At 67.9% G+C, this 20600-nt stretch carries 23 protein-coding genes and 1 other RNA gene; 8 read left to right on the top strand and 16 right to left on the bottom strand.

The features are described 5' to 3' along the window. The first annotated feature begins 3 nt into the window (after positions 1–3). A complete protein-coding gene (locus GGC47_RS09495) occupies positions 4–225 on the top strand; it encodes a hypothetical protein (protein WP_370954514.1) in 222 nt (73 codons plus the stop codon). Positions 226–395: 170 nt separating this feature from the next. After that, positions 396–1196, top strand: a complete 801-nt coding sequence (locus GGC47_RS09490; RefSeq protein ID WP_142021950.1) for an aldolase — start codon at positions 396–398, stop codon at positions 1194–1196. A gap of 73 nt (positions 1197–1269) precedes the next feature. On the opposite strand, the gene tolB is transcribed toward GGC47_RS09490, so the two are convergent. The 7 genes from tolB to ybgC all read right to left on the bottom strand — a co-directional run bounded on the left by tolB (position 1270) and on the right by ybgC (position 7037). Continuing rightward, complete coding sequence (tolB, locus tag GGC47_RS09485; RefSeq protein WP_051987632.1) at positions 1270–2547, bottom strand: Tol-Pal system beta propeller repeat protein TolB; 1278 nt, start codon at positions 2545–2547, stop codon at positions 1270–1272. 65 nt (positions 2548–2612) lie between these two features. Further along, positions 2613–3818 (bottom strand): cell envelope integrity protein TolA, encoded by a 1206-nt coding sequence (gene tolA, locus GGC47_RS09480; protein ID WP_133564532.1) that lies wholly within the window; start codon positions 3816–3818, stop codon positions 2613–2615. Between the two features lie 28 nt (positions 3819–3846). Further along, the gene (locus GGC47_RS09475; RefSeq protein ID WP_038359644.1) at positions 3847–4296 is read right to left on the bottom strand and encodes an ExbD/TolR family protein; all 450 of its coding nucleotides are present in this window, start codon (positions 4294–4296) and stop codon (positions 3847–3849) included. Between the two features lie 11 nt (positions 4297–4307). Further along, complete coding sequence (gene tolQ, locus GGC47_RS09470) at positions 4308–5018, bottom strand: protein TolQ (protein ID WP_038359641.1); 711 nt, start codon at positions 5016–5018, stop codon at positions 4308–4310. Positions 5019–5366: 348 nt separating this feature from the next. Further along, a complete protein-coding gene (locus GGC47_RS09465) occupies positions 5367–5825 on the bottom strand; it encodes a DUF2852 domain-containing protein (protein WP_038359637.1) in 459 nt (152 codons plus the stop codon). 92 nt (positions 5826–5917) lie between these two features. Further along, the gene (locus tag GGC47_RS09460) at positions 5918–6577 is read right to left on the bottom strand and encodes a TetR/AcrR family transcriptional regulator (RefSeq protein WP_038359635.1); all 660 of its coding nucleotides are present in this window, start codon (positions 6575–6577) and stop codon (positions 5918–5920) included. Between the two features lie 55 nt (positions 6578–6632). Beyond that, positions 6633–7037, bottom strand: coding sequence for a tol-pal system-associated acyl-CoA thioesterase (gene ybgC, locus GGC47_RS09455; protein WP_038359633.1), 405 nt, complete (start codon positions 7035–7037; stop codon positions 6633–6635). 123 nt (positions 7038–7160) lie between these two features. Here ybgC and GGC47_RS09450 point away from each other — a divergent pair, with 123 nt between their 5' ends. Next, a complete protein-coding gene (locus tag GGC47_RS09450) occupies positions 7161–7673 on the top strand; it encodes a hypothetical protein (protein WP_429067809.1) in 513 nt (170 codons plus the stop codon). Between the two features lie 96 nt (positions 7674–7769). Here the strand turns inward: GGC47_RS09450 and GGC47_RS09445 are convergent, their stop codons facing one another. From GGC47_RS09445 to ruvC, 5 genes are read right to left on the bottom strand one after another with little or no spacing between them, the layout of a single operon-like run. Further along, positions 7770–8315 carry a DUF3828 domain-containing protein gene (locus GGC47_RS09445; protein ID WP_429067807.1) on the bottom strand — a complete coding sequence of 182 codons (546 nt, stop codon included), beginning with the start codon at positions 8313–8315 and terminating at the stop codon, positions 7770–7772. Then, positions 8312–9337 (bottom strand): Holliday junction branch migration DNA helicase RuvB, encoded by a 1026-nt coding sequence (gene ruvB, locus GGC47_RS09440; RefSeq protein WP_051987631.1) that lies wholly within the window; start codon positions 9335–9337, stop codon positions 8312–8314. Before ruvB ends, GGC47_RS09445 begins: the two co-directional genes overlap by 4 nt. A gap of 23 nt (positions 9338–9360) precedes the next feature. After that, positions 9361–9858 (bottom strand): hypothetical protein, encoded by a 498-nt coding sequence (locus tag GGC47_RS09435; RefSeq protein ID WP_191125660.1) that lies wholly within the window; start codon positions 9856–9858, stop codon positions 9361–9363. Next, positions 9855–10472, bottom strand: a complete 618-nt coding sequence (ruvA, locus tag GGC47_RS09430) for a Holliday junction branch migration protein RuvA (protein WP_038359624.1) — start codon at positions 10470–10472, stop codon at positions 9855–9857. Before ruvA ends, GGC47_RS09435 begins: the two co-directional genes overlap by 4 nt. Positions 10473–10495: 23 nt before the next feature. Continuing rightward, positions 10496–11011, bottom strand: a complete 516-nt coding sequence (gene ruvC / locus GGC47_RS09425) for a crossover junction endodeoxyribonuclease RuvC (protein ID WP_112764481.1) — start codon at positions 11009–11011, stop codon at positions 10496–10498. Positions 11012–11165: 154 nt separating this feature from the next. Here ruvC and GGC47_RS09420 point away from each other — a divergent pair, with 154 nt between their 5' ends. Beyond that, the gene (locus GGC47_RS09420) at positions 11166–11945 is read left to right on the top strand and encodes a TSUP family transporter (protein WP_429067803.1); all 780 of its coding nucleotides are present in this window, start codon (positions 11166–11168) and stop codon (positions 11943–11945) included. A gap of 131 nt (positions 11946–12076) precedes the next feature. On the opposite strand, the gene GGC47_RS09415 is transcribed toward GGC47_RS09420, so the two are convergent. Next, positions 12077–12823 (bottom strand): YebC/PmpR family DNA-binding transcriptional regulator, encoded by a 747-nt coding sequence (locus GGC47_RS09415; protein WP_038359618.1) that lies wholly within the window; start codon positions 12821–12823, stop codon positions 12077–12079. A gap of 227 nt (positions 12824–13050) precedes the next feature. Here GGC47_RS09415 and GGC47_RS09410 point away from each other — a divergent pair, with 227 nt between their 5' ends. Continuing rightward, positions 13051–14454 (top strand): methyl-accepting chemotaxis protein, encoded by a 1404-nt coding sequence (locus tag GGC47_RS09410; protein WP_162737876.1) that lies wholly within the window; start codon positions 13051–13053, stop codon positions 14452–14454. Between the two features lie 67 nt (positions 14455–14521). On the opposite strand, the gene GGC47_RS09405 is transcribed toward GGC47_RS09410, so the two are convergent. The 3 genes from GGC47_RS09405 to ssrS all read right to left on the bottom strand — a co-directional run bounded on the left by GGC47_RS09405 (position 14522) and on the right by ssrS (position 16148). After that, on the bottom strand, positions 14522–15343 hold the full coding sequence (locus GGC47_RS09405) for a TIGR00282 family metallophosphoesterase (protein ID WP_038359615.1): 822 nt from the start codon (positions 15341–15343) through the stop codon (positions 14522–14524). Positions 15344–15397: 54 nt separating this feature from the next. Then, positions 15398–15985: a 5-formyltetrahydrofolate cyclo-ligase gene (locus tag GGC47_RS09400; RefSeq protein WP_370954511.1), complete on the bottom strand. Its 588-nt coding sequence runs from the start codon at positions 15983–15985 to the stop codon at positions 15398–15400. Positions 15986–15991: 6 nt separating this feature from the next. Next, positions 15992–16148: non-coding RNA, 6S RNA (gene ssrS / locus GGC47_RS09395), on the bottom strand. Positions 16149–16307: 159 nt separating this feature from the next. Between ssrS and ybgF the strand changes: the two genes are divergently transcribed. The 3 genes from ybgF (at position 16308) to ftsH (ending at position 20323) form a co-directional block, all read left to right on the top strand. Further along, complete coding sequence (gene ybgF / locus GGC47_RS09390) at positions 16308–17222, top strand: tol-pal system protein YbgF (RefSeq protein WP_051987575.1); 915 nt, start codon at positions 16308–16310, stop codon at positions 17220–17222. A 59-nt stretch (positions 17223–17281) separates the two neighbouring features. After that, complete coding sequence (gene tilS, locus GGC47_RS09385; RefSeq protein ID WP_429067798.1) at positions 17282–18274, top strand: tRNA lysidine(34) synthetase TilS; 993 nt, start codon at positions 17282–17284, stop codon at positions 18272–18274. Between the two features lie 123 nt (positions 18275–18397). Further along, positions 18398–20323: an ATP-dependent zinc metalloprotease FtsH gene (gene ftsH, locus GGC47_RS09380; RefSeq protein WP_038360327.1), complete on the top strand. Its 1926-nt coding sequence runs from the start codon at positions 18398–18400 to the stop codon at positions 20321–20323. Positions 20324–20600 lie beyond the last annotated feature (277 nt).

Here is a 20600-nt window from a genome sequence, read left to right as displayed (position 1 = left end):
TCCATGGCTTGGAGCACTTCGATCCGGCAAGGCCATCGCTGGCTGTCGATTATCTTCACGGTCACGGTCATTGCGAACTTCGTCGCCATGGCGCGCGGGGAGCCGCCGGCGTGGATCGTCTATTCGCCATTGCTCCCGCTTTTCCTGCTGCTGTTCAGCGGGCTCTACATGTTCATCCTGCCCTATGCCGTCAGATGGCGCGGCAGGGGGCGGGCCGAGGGGTAGGCCGAAGCCTTTCCGGGAGCTGCCCGGACCGGCTTTGCGTGGCGGCATGAAAAAAATGCGCAAACGGCGCGGGTAATTGCAGCGCATCTTTCGCCCTCTCCGCTCTATCCTGACGGGATCGCGGCCCGAGGCTTGCTTCGGTTTGCGCCCTGTCCTGACTGGAGATTGCGATGGCCCATTCCCTCAAGCCCGGCGTTTCGAGCACGGCGCCTGCGCGGGGCCCCAACCAACCCGATCTCGACTCGGACGTGGTGTGGGAGGCCCGCCGGGATCTCGCCGCGACGTTCCGGATGGCGGCGCGCTATGGCTTCGAGGAGGGCATCTGCAACCATTTCTCGGCGCTGGTGCCGGGCTATGACGACCTGTTCATCGTCAACCCCTATGGCTGGGCCTTTCGGGAGCTGACCGCCTCGAAGCTGCTGATCTGCGACTTCCACGGCAACGTCGTCTCGGGCGAGGGCCAGCCGGAGGCGACGGCCTTCTACATCCATGCCCGGATCCATAAGAACCTCCCGCGCGCCAAGGTCGCCTTCCACACCCATATGCCCTATGCGACGGCACTCTCGATGACGGAGGGTGAGCCGCTGATCTTCGCCGGTCAGACGGCGCTCAAGTTCTACGGCCGCACGGCGGTCGACCGGGATTATAACGGCCTTGCCCTCGACGAGAGCGAGGGCGATCGCATCGCCGCCGCAGTTGGCGACGCCGATATCGTCTTCATGAAGCATCACGGCGTCATGGTGCTCGGACCGACGATCGCCGAAGCCTGGGACGATCTCTATTATCTGGAGCGCGCCTGCGAGGTGCAGGCGCTGGCGCTCTCGACGGGGCGCGAGGTTCTGCCGGTCAAGCCCGAGATCGCCGAGGCCGCCTATCGCCAGATGCGCGAGGGCGATCCGGAATCGGCGCGCCTGCACCTGGCCTCGATCCGCCGGCAGCTCGATGCCGAGGAGCCGATCTACCGCGACTGAGCGACCGACTCCACACAAGCAAAAGCCGCCCGGCGCAGGCCGGGCGGCGCGTTCGTCTTCGCCGATGCTCGTCTCAGCGCGCCGGGCCGCTCAGCAGCGGCGACCAGGTCGGGTCGGAGGCATAGGCCGGAGTCGGTACCGGCACTTCGACGCGGCCGGTGATGTCGACCATGTAGAGCTTGCCGCCGGTCTCGCCGCCGGGGTCGCGGAAAAACATCAGGTACTGGCCGTTCGGCGCCCAGTTCGGCGCCTCGTTGTGGAAGCCTTCCGTCAGGATGCGCTCGCCCGAGCCGTCGGGCCGCATCACGCCGATGGCGAAGCCGTTAGGGCTCTGCCGGGTGAAGGCGATGAGGTCTCCGCGCGGCGACCAGGTGGGCTGCGAATAGCGGCCCTGGCCGAAGGAGATGCGCTGGCCCTCGCCGCCGCCGGCCGGCATCACATAGAGCTGCTGCGAGCCGCCGCGGTCGCTCTCGAAGACGATCTTGGAACCGTCGGGCGCATAGGAGGGCGAGGTGTCGATCGCCGCCGTCGAGGTCAGCCGCGTCGTCGAGCGCGAGGCGATGTCGATGGCGTAGAGATTGGCGTTGCCGCCCTGCTGCAGCGAGAGCGCGATGCGCTGGCCGTTCGGCGCGAAGCGCGGGCTCGAGGTCATGTCGGGGAAGTTGCCGACGATCTGGCGCTGGCCGGTCTCGATGTTGAGCACCTGCACGCGCGGCTGCTCGCCATGGCGCTGCGACATGAAGGTCACATCCTGCCCGACCGGCGAATAGCGCGGGGTCACGACCGAGACGTCGCCATTGGTCAGGTAGCGCACATTGGCGCCGTCCTGATCCATGATGGCGAGGCGCTTGCGACGGTTCTCCTTGGTGCCGGATTCATCGACGAAGACGATGCGGGTGTCGAAGAAGCCGCCGAGCCCGGTGATCTTCGAGAAGATCGCGTCCGAGATGATGTGACCGACGCGGCGGCTGTTGCTCGGGTCGGTGAAATACTGCTGGCCGTCGGTCTGGGTGCCCGTGCCGACGTCCCAGAGGCGGAATTCGGCGCGGATGCGGCCGGCCTCGCGGGCGACGCGGCCGGTGACCAGCGCCTGCACGCCGGCGGCCTGCCAGGCCTGGAATTGCGGGGCGGCGTCGAAGGGCGGGTTCTTCTCGGGGAAGCGGCCCTTGTCGACGGGCAGGAAATAGCCGCAGCGCTTCAGGTTGTTGGTGATGACGCTGGAGACGAGAACGCCGCCCTCGCCGGCGAAATCCGCGATCGCGATCGGCATCGGCTGGAAGGTGCCGCCGCGCAGGTCGATGACGAGCTCGGCTCTCGCCGCCGCGGGCACGAGCAGGCTCGCGCCGGCCATGGCGAGGAGGCCGCGGCGCGTCGGGGCCGAAGCGAGGAAGGGGAGGGGAGTGCGGTCGATCAGGGTCACAGTACGTCCCTTGCGTCGAAATTGACGACGACGTCACGCCAGTCGTCATAATAGGCGGCAAATTGAGCCGGAATGCGCAAAGGCGCGCAGCGGCGGGTCGCGGTCAATGCCGAGCTGGCCGCGACCTGGAAGAGCGGATCGGCAGACCGGTTGATCACCCCGGGCTCGGCGGCGAGCGAGCCGTCGGTGTTCAGTTTCATGCGCACCGTCGGCACGACATTGGCGTTGCCATGCGCGTTGGCAAGCGCGATCGGCACGTTCCAGCACTTCAGCAACTGATCCTGGATGATGCCGATGAGCTGCGCCTTGAGCGAGGGGCTGAGCTTCTGCGAGGAGCCGGTCTGGGTGCCAAGCGAGGCGGTGCGGTTGACCTGCGGCGCCGAGGAGCCGGTGGACTGCGCCTTTTCCTTCGACTGCAGCAGGCGCTCGATGTCGGTGGCGTTGAAGTTCTTGGCGATCTGCGCCTCTTTCTTCGCCTTGGCCTCGGCCTCCTGCTTGGCCTTCGCCTCGGCGGCGAGCTTGGCCTTCGCGGCCGCCTCCGCCTTGGCCTTCGCGGCGGCCTCGGCCTGTTCCTTGGCGGCCTTGTCGGCTTCGGCCTTGGCGAGCGCGTCGGCCTTGGCCTTCGCGTCTGCCTTGGCTTTCGCCTGCTGGGCGTCAGCCTCGGCCTTCGCCTTGGCGGCGGCCTTGGCCTGTTCCTCGGCCTGCTTGGCCTTGGAGGCGATTTCGGCGTCTTCGGCGAGCTTGGCCAGCTCCTGGCGCTTCTGCTCGGCCTCCTGCGCGGCGGCGGCCTCCGATTTCTGCGGCGGCTTGACGGGCTCGGGCGGCTTCGCCTCGGGCTTGGGCTGCTCGACCGGGCGGGCCGGCGGCAGCGGCGCGGCGGCATTCTCGTCGGCCGTCTTCAGCTCGGGCGGGCGCGTGGGCGGGGCGGGGTTGTCGGCCTTGGCCTCGCCGGCCTCCTTGCGCTCGACCACGTCGGACTGGCGCTCGGCGCGCGGGGTCGGCTTTTCCTCGACCTTCTGCGCGTTGCGCTCGCCGCGGGTGATCTGGTTCAGCGCGTTGGGATCGACGAGCTCGACGGCGATCGCCTCCTGATGCTCCGGCAGCGGCGCAGGCGACGAGAACGCCAGCAGCCCGACGACGAGCGCCGTCGTGTGGCCAAGCGCCGACACCAGCATGCCAGGTTCGGAGGTCGAAAGCTTCACGCCCTGAGTACCCTTACTTCCATCGTCCTCAGCGGTTCGCCGGTTCCGTCACCAGAGCGACCCGCTTGAAGCCGGCGGCGGTGATGGTCGACATGACCGAAGCGACGCGGCCGTAATCGACCAGCTTGTCGGCGCGCACATAGATGCGCTCGTCGAAACCCTGCTTGGCGAGGCCCTGCAATTTGGTGACGAGGTCGGGCTCGAGCGTCGCCTCGTCCTGCAGGAAGATCTGGCCCTTGCCGTCGATGGCGATCGTGACCGGCTTCTGGTCGACATTGATCGGCTTCGCCCCGGTCTGCGGCAGGTCGAGCGGCACGCCGGTGGCGATCAGCGGCGCCGCGACCATGAAGATGATGAGCAACACCAGCATGACGTCGATGAACGGCGTCATGTTGATCTCGGCGATGGCGCGGTGGCGGCGCGAGCGGCGGCCCCGACGGCCCCCGCCCTGTTGCGCTCCGGCTGCGGACATTCCCATCGTTCAGCCCCTCACGCCGCCATGCGCTCGTCGATCTGCCGCGACAGGATCGCGGAGAACTCGTCGGCGAAGGCTTCGAGGCGCCCTTGCGCCTTGGCGACCTCGGATTGCAACTTGTTGTAGGCCATCAGCGCGGGAATGGCGGCGAAGAGGCCGATGGCGGTGGCGAAGAGCGCCTCCGCGATGCCGGGCGCCACCACGGCGAGCGAGGAGTTCTTGGAGACGGCGATGGCGGTGAAGGAGGTCATGATGCCCCAGACCGTGCCGAACAGGCCGATGAAGGGCGCGGCCGAGGCGATGGTCGAAAGCACGAGCAGTCCCGATTCCAGCCGCTCCGTTTCGCGCTGGATGGTGACGTCGAGCACCTTGTCGATGCGCTGGGGGAGGCTGGCGACCGAGCGCCCGCCATTCTCGAAGGAGCGCTTCCACTCCCGCATCGCCGCGACGAAGACGGCCGCCATGTCGGCGACGGGCTTGCTGGCGAGGTCGCGATAGAGCTCCTCGAGCGAGCGGCCAGACCAGAACACCTCCTCGAAGGCGTCCATATCCTTGCGGGTGCGCCGGTAGAGCAGCGTCTTGTCGATGATGATCGACCAGCACCAGATCGAGGCGCCGAGCAGGCCCATCATGACGAGCTTGACGACGATATGAGCGTGCCAGAACAGCGTCCAGAACGACATGTCGATCTGCGGCGCGGCCTGCGCGACGTCGGCGGGGTTCATCCTGTCATCCTTCCAACCCAGGCGGTGCGACCAGAAGCTTGGCCTAGAGGCTCACGGTCCTGATCCAAACCCCGCCGTTCGCGTCGCGGAAGACCCACGCCGCCGCCCTTTTCACGATCCGGGGAAATGCCGTACCCTGTCTTTCGCGCGCGAATCCGGCGAAAGATGGGCCGAACCGGGGTTTCCCACGAAACGCATGCTCCGGTTCGAGTTAAGCCCCCGGCAAGGTTAATGTCCGGTATACGGACGATGCAGGCTGACGGCCCGCGAGGGACAAGGCAGCAGAAAGCCCGCCCTGGTTGATCAGGGCGGGCTCGTTTCGCGTTCCGATGGTGGTCGTGCCGGGCCTCAGGCCGCGTCGGGCTGGGCCGGGGGATTGGCCGGCGGGTTGTTGCGGCGGTCGTTCATGAACTGATCGAACTCGGCCTTGTCGCGGGCCATGCGCAGGCGGCCCAGGAAATCGTGGAACTCGCGCTGCTCGTCCTCGAGCCGGCGCAGCGTCTCGGCCTTATACTCGTCGAAGGCACGGTTGCCGCTCGAGGGCTCGCGGCCCCAGCCGCCGAAGCCGCCGCCGAAACCGCGGCCCTCACGGCCCGCCATGCGCTCGCGCATCCGGTCCATCTTGCCCTGCAGGCGGCTCATCCGATGTTCGTAACGGTCTCCGGCATATCCGCAACCCATGCGTCCACTCCCAAACAGAAAGGCCAGGGTCGCCAGACCCAGCGGCCACCACACGATGAAGCCGAGCACCGCGAAGGCGATCCAGGCTCCTCTTCCGTATTCGTCAAGCTTCGTGACGATCGGCATCTTTCTCCTCCGCTCATCGACGTGAATGTAAATCACATTCACATAGATGCTCGCGAGGGTCCGGCTTGTCAAGAATGGCCGGCGAAAAATCGTCAGACGGCGGGTGGGGGCGCGGTTTCCGGGCCGATTCCCAGGCCCTGGAGGTAAATCAGCATGCCCGCCTCGAGCAGTTCCGCGGCCGACATGGGCAGCGGCCGCCGGCCGCCATCGGCGCGGCCGAACAGGGCGGCGATGCCATGCGACATCGCCCAGATGTGCAGCGCCATCATCAGCGCGGGCGGGCGCTTGTTCTGCGGCAGCCGGGCGATCAAGGCCTCGGCCGCCTGCCGCAGATTGGCGAAGGCGCGGTCGGCAGCGGCCCGCAATTCCGGGCTTGCATCGAGCGACACGCCGGCCTCGAACATGGCGGAATAATAGGCCGGCTCGTCATGGGCGAAAGCCAGATAGGCACGGCCGAGCCGGTGGAAGGCAGATTCGGGGTCGGGACGCCCCTGGTCCCAGGCACGCGACAGCGACGCCTCGAAGGCCTGGAAGCCGCGCGCGGCCACATCGGCCAGCAACTCGTCGCGGTCACGGAAATGCCGATAGGGCGCGGCCGGGCTGACGCCGGCCATGCGCGCGGCCTCGGCGAAGGTGAAGCCGTTCGGTCCCTTCTCTCCGATCAGCCCCAGCGCGGCCCGCACCAGCTCCTCCTTGAGGTTGCCATGGTGATAGCCGCGGGGCGTTTCGGGTCTGTCGCGCTTCCAGCTCATGTTAAGAGCGCTAACATGCGGGTGGGCCTTACGTCGATGGTCATGCGCGGCAGCGTCAGTCGTCGAGCATCAGCCGTTTGCGCAAGCCGTCGGGAATGCGCCGTGCCCGGCCGCCGCCGATGCAGGCGACCATGACCTGCGCCGCGATCAGCACCTCCTCGCCGCGCAGCACGCGCTGCTCGAGATCCATGGTGGCGCCGCGCGCGGCGGTGCAGTGCGTCTCGACCGTCAGCAGGTCGTCCATCACGGCGGGGCGCAGGAAGTCGATCGTCATCTTGCGGACGGCGAAGCCCAGCGCCGTCTCGCCGTCGAAGAGCTCGCGCTGCTCGATGCCGAGCGCGCGGATGAGCTCGGTGCGGCCACGCTCCATGAAGCGCAGATAGGAGGCGTGATAGACCACGCCGGAGAAGTCGGTGTCCTCATAGTAGACGCGGATGTCGAGGCGATGGACCCTGCTCATGGTGCTCCGGAGGGGTATCGAACGGTTGCCGCTGCCATAGACCAATCGATACGGCTTCGGAAAGGCTGGAACTGCTCAGCCGAAGCGGCGTTACCCGTTGCGTGACCCATGGGAGGACAAGTGATGGCGCAATCCAGCAAGGCGACCGCGCGGCTGCTCGACAAGACCGAGCTCGATCTCGTCGCACGCACCCAGCGCGGTGCGATCGGTGCTCTTCCGGACGATGAATTGCGCGATCTCGCCGCCAAGCTGCGCGAGCGCCGCGACAAGGCGCGCGACGGTGCCCGCCGGCAGAAGCGCGAGATGCGCGGCAAGGCCGAGCCCAAAGGCGCGAAGCCGGCGAGCGACAACAGCGGCACCAAGGCCAAGGCCGACGCGCTGACCGCGGCGCTGAAGCGCGTCGGAGCCGAGCGTACGCGCCGGGCCGAGAAGGAAAAGGCTCCGAGCCAGCGCAGCCTCGCCCGCAAGGCGCTGGCACTGAAACAACGCCAGAGCGCGGCGCAACGTCCCGCCAGCCGCACGGCCGGCAAGGGCATGCGGCCGGTCGAAAACCCCAAGGCGGTCAAGTCCGGCGCGCTGAACGATGCCGGCGCCCGCCCGGCGATGATGCGCTCCAAGATCGCGCGTCAGCCGTAGCGGGGTGCCGATTTCCGACGGAGACGTGGCGTCATCCCGGACAAGCTGCGTAGCAGCGCAGATTCGGGATCCGTCGTCATCGAGCCCTGCAGACGCTCAGCGCTTGCAGGGCTTGTTCATGAAGGAGCCGCAGTCATAGGGCTGCGAGAGCTGCTCGCGGATCGAATAGTCCTTGCCTTCGAAGCGGTTGACGATGTCGTCGATGCGCCAGCCGCCGTCCTCCCTGATCATCTGGAATTGGACGGTCACGGGCTTGCCGAAGCTGCGGAAATTGGCCAGCACCGTGGCCTTTCCGGCCGCGACCGGGATCGTGTCGAAGTTCAGCTTCTTGATCTCGCCGTCCTGGCCGTTGAGGAAGGGGTCGGCGCCGATCTGGCCCATATCGCCGCTCTCGTCCTGATAAAGGTCGTCGCGGGCGAAGAGCGCGGCGAGGCTCTTGCTCATCAGCCGGTCGCGATGTGGCGGGCGCCAGGCCGGCGGCCGGGCCTTGCCCTTGGCGGCGAGCATCTTGATCGTGATGGCGTAGCCTTCTTCCACCGGCCCGCGCGGCACGTCGTCACCGGCGCGAGCCGAAACCGCCAGGACGGCGAACAGGCCGGTCAGGGCGAGCGCCAGCGCGACATTCCGAAGGATCTGCCTCACGCCTCGTCCTCGTCGTTTCCAAACAAGCCGAACTGCGCCGTCTCGCGCGAGGGTTCGGGCATGCCGAGATGGCGGAAGGCGTGCGGCGTCAGCAGGCGCCCGCGCGGCGTGCGCTGGATGAAGCCCTGCTGGAGCAGGAAGGGCTCGATGATCTCCTCGATCGCGTCGCGCGGCTCGGAGAGCGAGGCGGCGATGGTCTCGATCCCGACCGGGCCGCCGCCGAAATTGATCGCGACGGTGGTGAGATAGCGCCGGTCCATCTGGTCGAGGCCGATCGCGTCGACGTCGAGCAGGGAGAGCGCCTTGTCGGCGACCTTGCGGGTGACGATCGGGTCGCCGTCGACGATGGCGAAATCGCGCACGCGGCGGAGCAGGCGCCCGGCGATGCGCGGCGTGCCGCGGGAGCGCTTGGCGATCTCGTTGGCGCCATCGTCGGACATCGGCACGCCGAGCACGCGGGCGCCGCGCGAGACGATGCCCTGCAATTCCTCGACCGTGTAGAACTGCAGGCGGATCGGGATGCCGAAGCGGTCGCGCAGCGGCGTGGTCAGCAGGCCGGCGCGGGTGGTGGCGCCGACGAGGGTGAATTTGGGCAGGTCGATCTTGACCGAACGCGCGGCCGGGCCTTCGCCGATGATCAGATCGAGCTGATAGTCCTCCATCGCCGGATAGAGGATTTCCTCGACCGCCGGGTTGAGGCGGTGGATCTCGTCGATGAAGAGCACGTCGCGCTCTTCGAGATTGGTGAGCTGGGCCGCGAGATCGCCGGCCTTGGCGATGACGGGGCCGGAGGTCGAGCGGAAATTGACGCCGAGCTCGCGCGCCACGATCTGCGCCAGCGTCGTCTTGCCGAGACCGGGCGGGCCGACGAAGAGGACATGGTCGAGCGCGTCGCCACGGGTCCTGGCTGCATTGATGAAGACCTGGAGATTGGCGCGCGCCGCTGCCTGGCCGGTGAAATCGGACAGCGAAAGCGGGCGCAGCGAGGTCTCGCTGTCGTCCTCGCGGCGTTCGGCCGTCATCAGCCCGGAGCGCTTGGGTTCGCTCACAGTGCGATCTCCAGCTCGATGGCGTCGTGGATCGGAATGTCCTTGTATCCCGTCTTGATGATGGTCGGCACGACGGAGCGATAGGCGTCGATCGCGTCGAGATAAAGCCCGGACAGCCGAAAGCCGCGCCGCTGATAGAAGACGAGGCCCGGCATGTTGTCGTTGGTCAGCATGGCCTTGAGCCGTTTCGCCCCCGCCGCTCTCGCGGCCGCGATCACCGCATCGAGCATCTGGATGGCGACGCCTTCGCCGGGTCTCAGCGAATGCAGGGCGCAGAGATAGGCCGTCTCGCCCCGGATCGTCCAGCTCGCGAGTGCCGCCGTGCGCCCATTCGGTTCGTAGAGGCCGAGCGCGTCGATCTCGGCCACGTCATAGACGTGGAGGTCGATCATCATGCGGTGCGAGCCCCAGGCCACCATCATGATCTTGAGCAGTTCGCCCTTGTCGGTGACGACGCGCAGTTCGAGATCGTCCGGCTCGCCGGCCGGGCTCACTTCGCCAGCTCCTTCAGGCCGAGCTTGATGAGCTGGGCGGTGCCGGCGCCGTCCCCGGCCTCCTTCGCCGCCGCGGCGATTGCGGCGATGGCCTGGGCCTGCGGGTAGCCGAGATTGGCCAGCGCCGAGACGGCATCGGCCACGGGCTGGGGCAGCTTCCTGTCCTCGAGCGCGCCGGAGAGCTGGGCGAGACTCGGATCGACATGGCCGAAGGCCGGCGCCTTGTCCTTCAGCTCGGCGCAGAGGCGCTGCGCCAGCTTGGGGCCGACGCCCGGTGCGCGGGCGATGGCCGCCTTGTCATTGGTGGCGATGGCGGTGGCGAGGCCGCCGGGGTCGAGCGTCGAGAGGATGGCGAGCGCGACCTTGGCGCCGACCCCCTGCACCACCTGCATCAGCCGGAACCAGTCGCGCTCGACATCGGACATGAAGCCGTAGAGGCGGATCGCATCTTCGCGGACATGGGTCTCGATCGAGAGCACGGCCGCCTCGCCGGGCTTGGGCAGCCGCTGGAGCGTGCGCGAGGAGCATTGCACGACATAGCCGACGCCCTGCACGTCGATGATGACGTGATCCTCGCCATAGGAGTCGATCAGGCCCTTGAGCTTGCCGATCATCGTGTGGATTCCCCGGCCGTCATTCAGCCCGCCGCGCGCATCTGCGCGACCAGGGCCCTCATGCCGCGATGCTGGGCATGGCAGATCGCGACGGCCAGCGCATCCGCGGCGTCGGCGGAGCTGGTCTCGGCCTTGGGCAGCAGCACGCGGATCATCGCCTGGACTTGCTTCTTGTCGGCATGGCCGACGCCGACCACGGTCTTCTTGACGAGATTGGCGGCATATTCCGCCACGCTCAGCCCTGCCAGCGATGGCACCACCAGCGCGATGCCGCGGGCCTGTCCGAGCTTCAGCGCCGATTGCGGGTCGCGGTTGACGAAGGTCTCCTCCACCGCCGCCTCATGCGGCTTGTGGGCGGCGATCACCTTGCCGATGCCTTCGTGAAGCTGCCGCAGCCGGTCGCCGAGCGGCAGCGCGCCATCGCTCTCGATACAGCCGCAGGCGACGAAGGAGAGCTTGCTGCCCTCCGATATGACGATCCCCCAGCCGGTCTTCCGGAGGCCGGGATCGATGCCGAGGATGCGAATCGGAGGTGCCATGGTGCCTCAAACTAGCGGGTGTTTCGGATTTGTCCCATGCGATGCGCCGGCATGGATGAATTCTCCTCATCGGACGCATCAGAAAGGACGATTTCCTTTTCCGGCCGGGCAAGGACATGGTGCAGTTCGTTTCCCTCCTCGCATTTCTCCCGTGATGTCCGGCCTGCAAAACCTGTTCTTTCCGGCTCTCGCCGGCGGCGGCGTCGCCGTTCTCCTCGCCGCTACATTGCTCGGGGGGCTGGTACGCGGCTTCACCGGCTTCGGCTTCGCGATGGTGTTCATGCCGCTCGCCTCGGTGGTGTTGGGGCCGGTCGCGGCGCTGGGGCTGATCTGGTTCATCGACCTGCCCGTGGCCCTGCCGGTCGCTGCCCGGAGCGCGAGACAAGCCGAATGGCGGGAGATCGTGCCGCTGCTCGTGACCGCGACGCTCGCCTTGCCGGCCGGCGTCTGGCTGCTCACCTGGCTCGATCGCGAAACGATGCGCTGGGTGCTGGCGCTGCTGGTGCTGGCGGCCGTCGGGCTGATGGCCTCGGGCTGGCGCTATCACGGGCGGCCGACCGTCTCGCTCTCGCTCGGCGTCGGCGCGCTCTCCGGCTTGTGCAACGGCATGGCCTCGATCGGCGGGATGCCGCTCGCCGTGTTCTGGCTCGGCGCGCAGCGCAATGACCGCCACAAGACGCGTGCCAACCTGCAGACCTTTTTCGGGATCTCGACCTTCATCAGCGGCGCGGTGCTGTGGTGGAAGGGCATCCTCACCCTGCAGGCGCTGCTGACGGCGGTGCCGCTTTTCGCCGTCTACGCGATCGGCTTCTGGGGCGGCGTGCATGGCTTCCGCCTCGCCTCGGAGGCGAGCTTCCGGCGCGGCGCCTATCTGGTGATCTTCCTCAGCGCCCTGATCAGCCTGCCGCTCTGGGATGCGATGATCGGACGCTGAAGGACGTCATGCTCGGGCTCGCCCCGAGCATCTCATCGAAAGGGAGGCTCTAGAGCCTCCTTCGGCCCGGGATTCTCGGGTCTGCGCTCCGCTTCGCCCGAGAATGACGCCGTGAAGCGAGCCGGCTCCCCTCAGGCGCTGAGCTTGGCCATGATGTCGTCGGCGATCTCGAAATTGGCGAAGACGTTCTGGACGTCGTCGTCATTGTCGAGCGCTTCCATCAATCGCATCATCGAGGCGGCCTTCTCCTCGTCGAGCGGGGCCGAAGTCGTCGGCCGCCAGACGGGCTTCGCCGAAGCCGGCGCGCCGAGCGCGGCTTCGAGGGCCTTCGAGACCTCGTTCAGGGCGTCGAAGGCGCAGAGGATGGTGTGGCCGTTCTCGTCCGAGATCACGTCGTCGGCGCCGGCCTCGATCGCGGCTTCCATCACGGTGTCGGCGTCGCCGGCCTCCGGCGGATAGCTGATCTCGCCGACGCGGTTGAACATGAAGGAGACGGAGTTGCTTTCGCCGAGCGCGCCGCCCGACTTGGTGAAGTAGGAGCGCACGGCGGAAGCCGTGCGGTTGCGGTTGTCGGTCAGCGCCTCGACGATGACGGCGGCGCCGCCCGGGCCGTAGCCCTCATAGCGGACCTCGTCATAGTTATCGCCCTCGCCGCCGGCCGCCTTGTTGATGGCGCGCTGGATGTTGTCCTTGGGCATGTTCTCGGCCCGGGCGGCGAGCACGGCCATGCGCAGGCGCGGGTTCATGTTGGGATCCGGCATGCCCATCTTGGCGGCGACGGTGATTTCGCGGGCCAGTTTCGAGAACAGCTTGGAACGCACCGCGTCCTGCTTGCCCTTGCGGTGCATGATGTTCTTGAACTGTGAATGGCCGGCCATGGGCTTCCGTTGCCTTCTGCGATTGATCCGTAACGCGCCTGGTCCGGGCGGCGTTCCAGCCCAGCGATCCAGCAAAGCGGCCTTATAGGCGGCGGATTTGCCCGCAGGCAAGCGGGATGCGGCCCTGTCCGAGCCTCCCATTAGATGAATCTTTACCGTGCAAGCGCAGCATTCAGGGCAGTACCGACCCGCGCCCCGCTACCGCTCCCGCCATCCCGAGTGACACCTTGACCACCAAAACGATCGCCGGGCAGGAGCACCGTTTTCGCGCCTTCCAGATCTCGGAGCGCGACCTGGCGCTGCTGGCGGCGCTGGCGGGTTTCGCGCGCGCACGCCTGCCCTCGCTATTGCCGCAACTGCACGAACAGTTCGCGCCCTGGCCTGAGATCGCCAAGGCGCTGAGCCAGCCGCAGGTTCACGAGCGACGGCTGGCACACTGGATCCGGTTGGCCTCGGGCGATTTCGGCGAAGGGTTCACGGAGTCGGCCCGTAGCCTGGCGACGGCTTTCCACGAGCATGGTGTCCCGATCTATGCGGTCGTCATCTGCCACGGCATCGTGGTCAACGCCCTGATCGCCGAACTCGGGCTCGACCAGCGCAGATTGACGAGCCTGAGCGGGCGCTGGCGCCGCGCGCGCCTCGATACCGGGATCGCCACGCGTGCGGCCCTGTCCAAGGCCGCCCAGTTCGACCTCGAACTCCTCCTCGAGACCTATGCGCTGGTCGAGCAGGACCGCCGTGACGCCACGCGCCGGCAGATCGAAGCCTTCGAGGGCACGGTCCGCGACGTCGTGAGCGCCGTCGGCTCGGGCGCGGTGAAGGTCGAGAGCCTGGCCGCTACCATGGAGGCCGTCGTCGGCGAGACCAGCGCGCAGGCTTTCATGGCCGTGCGGACCGCGGACGACGCGTCGAGCAATGTCAGCAATGTCGCGGCGGCCACGAACGAGCTGTCGATCTCGCTCGACCATGTCGCGGCGGAGGTCGTCCGCGCCTCGGAACTGGCCCATGAGGCCGATGCGGCCGCGCAGCAGACGGATGCGATCGTCCAGAGCCTGTCGCGCTCGGCCAACACGATCGGCTCGGTCGTCGAGCTGATCCAGATGATCGCGAGCCAGACCAATCTGCTCGCCCTCAACGCCACGATCGAGGCGGCGCGCGCCGGCGAGGCCGGGCGCGGCTTCGCCGTCGTCGCGACGGAGGTGAAGCAGTTGTCGGCCCGGACGGCGCAGGCGACAGGCGAGATCGCCGCGCAGGTGCCGGCGATGCAGGCGGCGACGCGCGAGGCGGTCGCGGCGCTCGAACGCATCGTCGCTTTCGTCAGCCAGGTCAGCGGGATCGCCTCGGTCGTCGCCGCCAGCATCGACGAGCAGCGGGCTGCGACGCAGGAGATCGCCCGCAGCGCGCATCAGGCCGCGGTGGGCACGGAGGCGAATGCCGATGCGATCGGCAAGCTGAGCACGCGGGCGCAGGAGGCGGGCAATGCCGTCTCCGAGGTGCTGGGTGTCGCCGGCGCGCTCTCCCGGCACGCGGCCGGCATGAGCGAGGCCTTCGAGACCTTGATCCGGCAGTCCCGCGCCGTCGCTTCCGACCGGAAAGCGGAGCCGGCTTTCCGGAATCATAGGTTGCAATGACAAGCAGATAGATCGCCGCTCATGGGTCCGCTGGGACGCGCGGCGATCTAACCGAGCGGGCCTTGGCTCAGGCGGCCCAGCCGGGCAGGGCCTCGCTCAGATGCGGGCCGATGCGGACCGCCCAAGTGGCTTTGGCCAGCCCGGTCGCGTCGTCGATCTCGACGGCGATGCCCGAGAGCGTGCCTTCGCCGGTGGCCGGCTCCAGTCGCGCGCCGGGCACCTTCTGCAGGAAGCGGCGCACCGGTTCGTCCTTCTGCATGCCGAGCACGGAATCATAATCGCCGCACATGCCGGCATCGGATTGATAGGCGGTTCCGGCCGGCAGGATGCGCGTGTCCGAGGTCGGCGCATGGGTATGCGTGCCGACGACGAGGCTGGCGCGGCCATCGAGGAAATAGGCCATGGCCTGTTTCTCGCTCGTCGCCTCGGCATGAACATCGACGATGACGGCATCCGCGACCTCGCCGAGCGGGCAAGCGGCAAGCTCGCGCTCGACGGCGGCGAAGGGGTCGTCCAGCGGGTCCATGAAGAGCCGGCCCATGACGTTGACGACGAGCACCCGGGCGCCGTTGCGGGCTTCGACGACCGTGGCGCCACGGCCGGGCGTGCCGGGCGGATAATTGGCCGGGCGGATCAGCCTGTCCTGCCTGTTGATGAAGACGAGGGCCTCGCGCTGGTCCCAGGAATGGTTGCCCAGCGTGATCACATCGGCGCCGGCGGCGAGGATCTCGTCGCAGATCGCCTCGGTGATGCCGAAGCCGCCGGCGGAATTCTCGCCGTTGATGACGACGCAGTCGAGCTTCCAGGCTTCGCGCAGGGCAGGCAGGCGCTCCTGCACCGCAATCCGGCCCGGGCGGCCGACGATGTCACCGAGGAAGAGAAGACGCATGAAACCGGTCCGCAGGCTGTTATGCTTCCTCCGTGGCCCGAAAGCCCGGCAGAATCAACCGCAGCGGATGGTTTCGCGCTCGGTCACGATCCAGTCGAGGCGCCGGTCATGCGGCTGGTCGGGCACGGCTTCGATCTCCTGCGCCGCATAGGCGATGCCGATGCTGACGGTCGGGCCGAGCTCGGCCAGCGCGCGATCGTAATAGCCCCGGCCGTAGCCGATGCGGTAGCCGCGCCGGTCGAAGGCGGCCAGCGGCACGATCAGGATGCGCGGCGCGATCTCGGGCTGCTGCGGGGACGGAACGAGTGTGCCGAAACCACCCGGAACGATCGGCTCATAGGGCGCCCATCGGCGGAAGATCATGCGCTCGGCGACGATCGCGGGCAGGCAGAGCGGCAGGCCGCGCCGGTGCAGCTCTTCCAGGACCGGGCGTGGATCGGCCTCCGAGCGCATCGGCCAATAGGCAGAAACCGGGCCGTCCGCATTCCAGAGCGGCAAAGCCAGCGTCCGTTCCGCGATGTCGGGGTCCCATTCGAGGCGGTCGTCGATCTCGAGCGCATCACGCCGGGCGAGCGCCGACGCGCGTAGCGCCGCCTTGACGGCGGAAGGCTGGGGAAGGGTCTCGGACGCCATGCTGGTCATAAAGGCTGCGGAGCCACCTCGGCCGTGGAGTTTTGAATCCCGGGACACCTACAGAAGTAGGTGGGCGCCGTGTGTCCGGATCCAGGGACCCGGTCAGGGACAGCTCCCTAGGGAGTCGTATGGGCCCGGGGAATGCTGTCTCGCACGCACCAGGCAGCCCCGCCCAACCAATGTAGGCAACGCGCCGGCAAAGCGCCAGAGGCGTTTTGCCGGCGCCAGCCGAATTTCGCAGGCGGCTCATGAAGTTGTTCATATTTTGGCCGTGGTGCGTGAGTGATATAAGAGATGCGCGACAGTTTCAGTTAAGGAACCGGTTTTTCAGATGCCTGGCTTTTCCCTTGCCCGCCTCCTCGCCCGTCCGGCATTGCCGGCGCTCGCGCTCGCTGCGGGGCTTTTCGGAGCGGCCCTGCCGGCTTCGGCGCAGGATGCCGCCGATCTGCTGGTGCGCACCACCCGGCTCGAAAACCAGCTCCGCCAGATGGCCGGACAGATCGAGCAGCTCCAGTTCGAGAACAAGCGCCTGAGCGACCAGCTCAGCCGCTTTCAGCAGGATGTCGATTTCCGCCTGAACGAAAAGGGCGGTGCGCGTCCCTCCGCCACGCCTCCCGCCGGCGGGACGCCGCAGCGCCAGCGCCGCGGCGATGCCTTCGACCCGACGACCCAGCAGGGCGCGGCCGGGGCCCCCCAACAGCTTGGCGGTGGCATCGCCGGCATCATCGAGGACGAGTATTCCGGAGGCCCGGCGACGGGCCAGCCGCTCGATCTGCAAGGCGTCGGGCGCCCGGTCCAGCAGGGCGGGGCGGCTCCGGGCGTCCCGCGCGGCCAGAGCGTCGCCGCAGCGAGCGGTCCGGCCACGGCCAAGGAGGCCTATGACGGCGCCTATGCGGCGTTCCAGCGCCGCGAATACGAGCAGGCCGAGATGGGCTTTCGCCAGTTCCTGCAGAGCTATCCGCGTGACCGGCTCGCCACCGACGCGACCTTCTGGCTCGGCGAGAGCTACATGCAGCGCCAGCGCTATCGCGAGGCGGCGGAGCAGTTCCTAAAGATTTCCAAGGAATCGCCGCGCGCCGGCAAGGCGCCTGACAGCCTGCTCAGGCTCGGCATGGCGCTGAACGGGCTCGGCGCCAAGGAGCAGGCCTGCGCCACCTATGCCAAGGTCGGCGTGGATTATCCGCAGGCTTCCAGTGCCGTGCGGCAGGCGGTCGAGCGCGAGCGCCGCCGTTCCGGCTGCGCTTGAGCGCGGTTCCCCCTCTCGATCCTTCGGCGACGCCGGTTTCGGCTGCCGAGGCCAGTGCCTTGTTCGAGCCTCTGGCAGATGAGCCGGGGCTGCTCGTCGCCGTTTCGGGCGGGCCCGATTCCGTCGCTGTGCTGGCGCTGCTGTCGGACTGGGCGAAGCTGCCGGGGCGTCCCTCGATCCACGCCGCGACGGTCGATCACGGCTTGCGGCCGGAGGCTGCGGCCGAGGCCGAGGCGGTCGCCTCGCTCTGCGGGCGGCTGGGCGTCGCACACAGAATCCTGCGCTGGGCCGGGCCGAAGCCCGCCAACGGCCTGCAGGCCGCCGCGCGGCAGGCTCGCTACGACCTCCTCGCGGAGGAAGCGCTGCGGCGCGGCAACGCGGCCATCGTCACGGCGCATACGCTCGACGACCAGGCCGAGACGCTGCTGATGCGGATCGCCCATGGTTCGGGGCCGGCGGGGCTCGTCGGCATGCGCCCGCGCAGCTTGCGAGGCGCGGTCGCGATCGTCCGGCCGCTGCTGGGCCTCGCGAAATCGCGGTTGATCGCTACCGCCGAGGCACGGGGCCTGCCCTTCGTCCGCGATCCCAGCAATGCCGATTCGCGTTTCGAGCGGGTGCGCTGGCGCGAATTGGCGCCGTCGCTCGCGGAACACGGCCTCGATGCGGCGCGGCTCGGATTGCTTGCGGAGCGCATGGCCCGGCAGGAGGGCGCCCTGGCACGCCGGGCGGCGGATGTGCTGGCGCAGCGGCGGCTCCCGGTCACCGTGGGGGAGGAGCGGCGGCTCGGCTTCCGGCAGCTTGCCGAAGAGCCGGAGGAGATCGTCCTGCGCGTGCTGGCGCTTGCGCTGGCGGAAATGACGCAAGGCGTCGAGAGCTATGGGCGGCTGGAGCGGCTGGAGGCCTGCGCAGCGGCGCTGCTCGCCGCATCGCGTGCTGGGTCCGCCACAAAGCGGACGTTCTCCGGATGCATCCTGTCGCTCGACCGGAACGGCGTGCTGAGCTTGCGGCGAGAGGGGCCGCGCAGACGCGGTGTTCACCCTGCGACATCATAGTAACGTGGCGTCGTGCGTTTTGCGTGCGTTTCCCTTGGCAAGGACGCATGTCGCACCTAGATTGCCTGTTAAGTGAAACCAGGCCTTATCCGGTTGGTCCCGGCAGGCCCGATCGGACTGGTGATGAATCCGAATTTTCGCAATTTCGCCCTCTGGGTGGTGATCTTCCTGCTGGTCCTGGCGTTGGTGACGCTGTTCCAGAGTCCGAGCCAACGCTCGAACACCAACGAGATTCCCTACAGCCAACTGATCAACGAGTCCGATTCCGGGCGCATCTCGAGCGTCGTGGTCGCGGGCCAGGAAATCTCCGGCACCTTCTCGGATGGTCGCAACTTCGTGACCTATGCGCCCTATGGCGACCCGAACCTGCTGAAGACGCTGGCCCAGAAGGGCGTGACGGTTTCGGCCCGCGCTCCTTCCGAGGGCACGCCCTGGTTCATGGCGCTGCTGGTGAACTCGCTGCCCTTCGTCATCTTCATCGGCCTGTGGATCTTCATGTCCCGCCAGATGCAGAACGGCGCCGGCCGGGCGATGGGCTTCGGCAAGTCGAAGGCCAAGCTCCTGACCGAGGCCCATGGCCGCGTCACCTTCGAGGACGTTGCGGGTATCGACGAGGCCAAGGAAGACCTGCAGGAGATCGTCGAGTTCCTGCGCGATCCGCAGAAATTCCAGCGGCTGGGCGGGCGCATTCCGCGCGGCGTGCTGCTCGTCGGCCCTCCCGGTACGGGTAAGACGCTCACGGCGCGTGCCGTCGCGGGCGAGGCCAATGTGCCGTTCTTCACGATCTCGGGCTCCGACTTCGTCGAGATGTTCGTCGGCGTCGGCGCGAGCCGCGTGCGCGACATGTTCGAGCAGGCCAAGAAGAACGCCCCCTGCATCATCTTCATCGACGAAATCGACGCGGTCGGCCGCCATCGCGGTGCCGGCCTCGGCGGCGGCAATGACGAGCGCGAGCAGACGCTGAACCAGCTCCTTGTCGAGATGGACGGCTTCGAGCCGAACGAAGGCGTCATCATCATCGCCGCGACCAACCGTCCCGACGTGCTCGATCCCGCCCTGCTGCGTCCGGGCCGTTTCGACCGCCAGATCGTCGTGCCGAACCCCGATGTCGCCGGCCGCGAGAAAATCCTGCGCGTCCATGTCCGCAAGGTGCCGATGGCGCCGGATGTCGACCTCAAGATCCTCGCCCGCGGCACCCCCGGCTTCTCCGGCGCGGATCTGATGAACCTCGTCAACGAGGCGGCGCTGCTGGCGGCCCGTCGCGGCAAGCGCATGGTCACCCATGCCGAGTTCGAGGATGCCAAGGACAAGGTCATGATGGGCGCCGAGCGCAAATCCATGGCCATGTCCGAGGAGGAGAAGAAGCTGACCGCCTATCACGAGGCCGGCCATGCCATCGTCGGCCTCTACGTCCCGGCTGGCATCCCCGTGCACAAGGCGACGATCATCCCGCGCGGACGTGCGCTCGGCATGGTCAAGTTCCTGCCGGAGGGTGATCGCTACTCGATGAAGTTCAAGGAGTTCACCTCGCAGCTCGCGGTCGCCATGGGCGGGCGCGTGGCGGAGGAGATGACCTTCGGCCGCGAGAACGTCACCTCGGGCGCCACCGGCGACATCCAGCAGGCGACCAAGATGGCCAAGGCCATGGTCACGCAGATGGGCTATTCGGACGAGCTCGGCATGGTCGCCTATGGCGACAATCAGGAAGAGGTCTTCCTCGGCATGTCGATGGGCCGCAGCCAGGCGGTCTCCGAGGCGACCGCCCAGAAGATCGACGCCGAGGTCAAGCGCCTCGTCGACAACGGCTACCAGGACGCCAAGGCCATCCTCACCGAGCACCATGACGAGTTCGTCTCGGTGGCCGAGGCGCTGCTCGAATTCGAGACGCTGACGGGCGAGGAAATTCGCGACCTGATCGCCGGTAAGCGCCCGGTGCGCGACGCCGACGACACGCCGCACGCCCCGCGCGGCTCGGCCGTGCCGAGCGCCGGCAAGGGCCGCAAGCGCGGCGAACCCGATGCCGGGCTGGAGCCGCAACCGCAGGCGTGAGGCGGTTCGACTGAAATGAAAAAGGCGGCCTTCGGGCCGCCTTTTTCATGTGTGGTGGGAGATCGCCTCCATTCCGCTTCCGCGCCGTCATCCCGGACAAGCCGCCCATGGCGGCGCCGATCCGGGATCCATGCCAGAGCGCATTTCGGAAACATGCCGGCACGGATCCCGGGTCTCCGCTTCGCTGCGCCCGGGAGGGCAGGGCCTGAATGATGAGAGCGGGGCTATGCGGGGCCGCGTCCCTGTCACGCTCCGTCATATTTTGTGAGAAGGCGGA

It is taken from the genome of Allobosea sp. OAE752 (assembly GCF_050433265.1).
Taxonomy (GTDB): domain Bacteria; phylum Pseudomonadota; class Alphaproteobacteria; order Rhizobiales; family Beijerinckiaceae; genus Allobosea; species Allobosea spartocytisi.
Note: the sequence above shows the minus strand (reverse complement) of the source record. Positions and strands in the feature narration are given on the sequence as shown.

Coding starts and splice junctions, on each gene's coding strand:
- GGC47_RS09495 (WP_370954514.1), top strand. CDS start 4: ATGGCTTGGAGCACTTCGATCCGGCAAGGCCATCGCTGGCTGTCGATT.
- GGC47_RS09490 (WP_142021950.1), top strand. CDS start 396: ATGGCCCATTCCCTCAAGCCCGGCGTTTCGAGCACGGCGCCTGCGCGG.
- tolB (WP_051987632.1), bottom strand. CDS start 2,547: ATGGCCGGCGCGAGCCTGCTCGTGCCCGCGGCGGCGAGAGCCGAGCTC.
- GGC47_RS09475 (WP_038359644.1), bottom strand. CDS start 4,296: ATGGGAATGTCCGCAGCCGGAGCGCAACAGGGCGGGGGCCGTCGGGGC.
- tolQ (WP_038359641.1), bottom strand. CDS start 5,018: ATGAACCCCGCCGACGTCGCGCAGGCCGCGCCGCAGATCGACATGTCG.
- GGC47_RS09465 (WP_038359637.1), bottom strand. CDS start 5,825: ATGCCGATCGTCACGAAGCTTGACGAATACGGAAGAGGAGCCTGGATC.
- GGC47_RS09460 (WP_038359635.1), bottom strand. CDS start 6,577: ATGAGCTGGAAGCGCGACAGACCCGAAACGCCCCGCGGCTATCACCAT.
- ybgC (WP_038359633.1), bottom strand. CDS start 7,037: ATGAGCAGGGTCCATCGCCTCGACATCCGCGTCTACTATGAGGACACC.
- GGC47_RS09450 (WP_429067809.1), top strand. CDS start 7,161: ATGGCGCAATCCAGCAAGGCGACCGCGCGGCTGCTCGACAAGACCGAG.
- ruvB (WP_051987631.1), bottom strand. CDS start 9,337: ATGACGGCCGAACGCCGCGAGGACGACAGCGAGACCTCGCTGCGCCCG.
- ruvA (WP_038359624.1), bottom strand. CDS start 10,472: ATGATCGGCAAGCTCAAGGGCCTGATCGACTCCTATGGCGAGGATCAC.
- ruvC (WP_112764481.1), bottom strand. CDS start 11,011: ATGGCACCTCCGATTCGCATCCTCGGCATCGATCCCGGCCTCCGGAAG.
- GGC47_RS09420 (WP_429067803.1), top strand. CDS start 11,166: ATGTCCGGCCTGCAAAACCTGTTCTTTCCGGCTCTCGCCGGCGGCGGC.
- GGC47_RS09415 (WP_038359618.1), bottom strand. CDS start 12,823: ATGGCCGGCCATTCACAGTTCAAGAACATCATGCACCGCAAGGGCAAG.
- GGC47_RS09405 (WP_038359615.1), bottom strand. CDS start 15,343: ATGCGTCTTCTCTTCCTCGGTGACATCGTCGGCCGCCCGGGCCGGATT.
- GGC47_RS09400 (WP_370954511.1), bottom strand. CDS start 15,985: ATGACCAGCATGGCGTCCGAGACCCTTCCCCAGCCTTCCGCCGTCAAG.
- ybgF (WP_051987575.1), top strand. CDS start 16,308: ATGCCTGGCTTTTCCCTTGCCCGCCTCCTCGCCCGTCCGGCATTGCCG.
- ftsH (WP_038360327.1), top strand. CDS start 18,398: ATGAATCCGAATTTTCGCAATTTCGCCCTCTGGGTGGTGATCTTCCTG.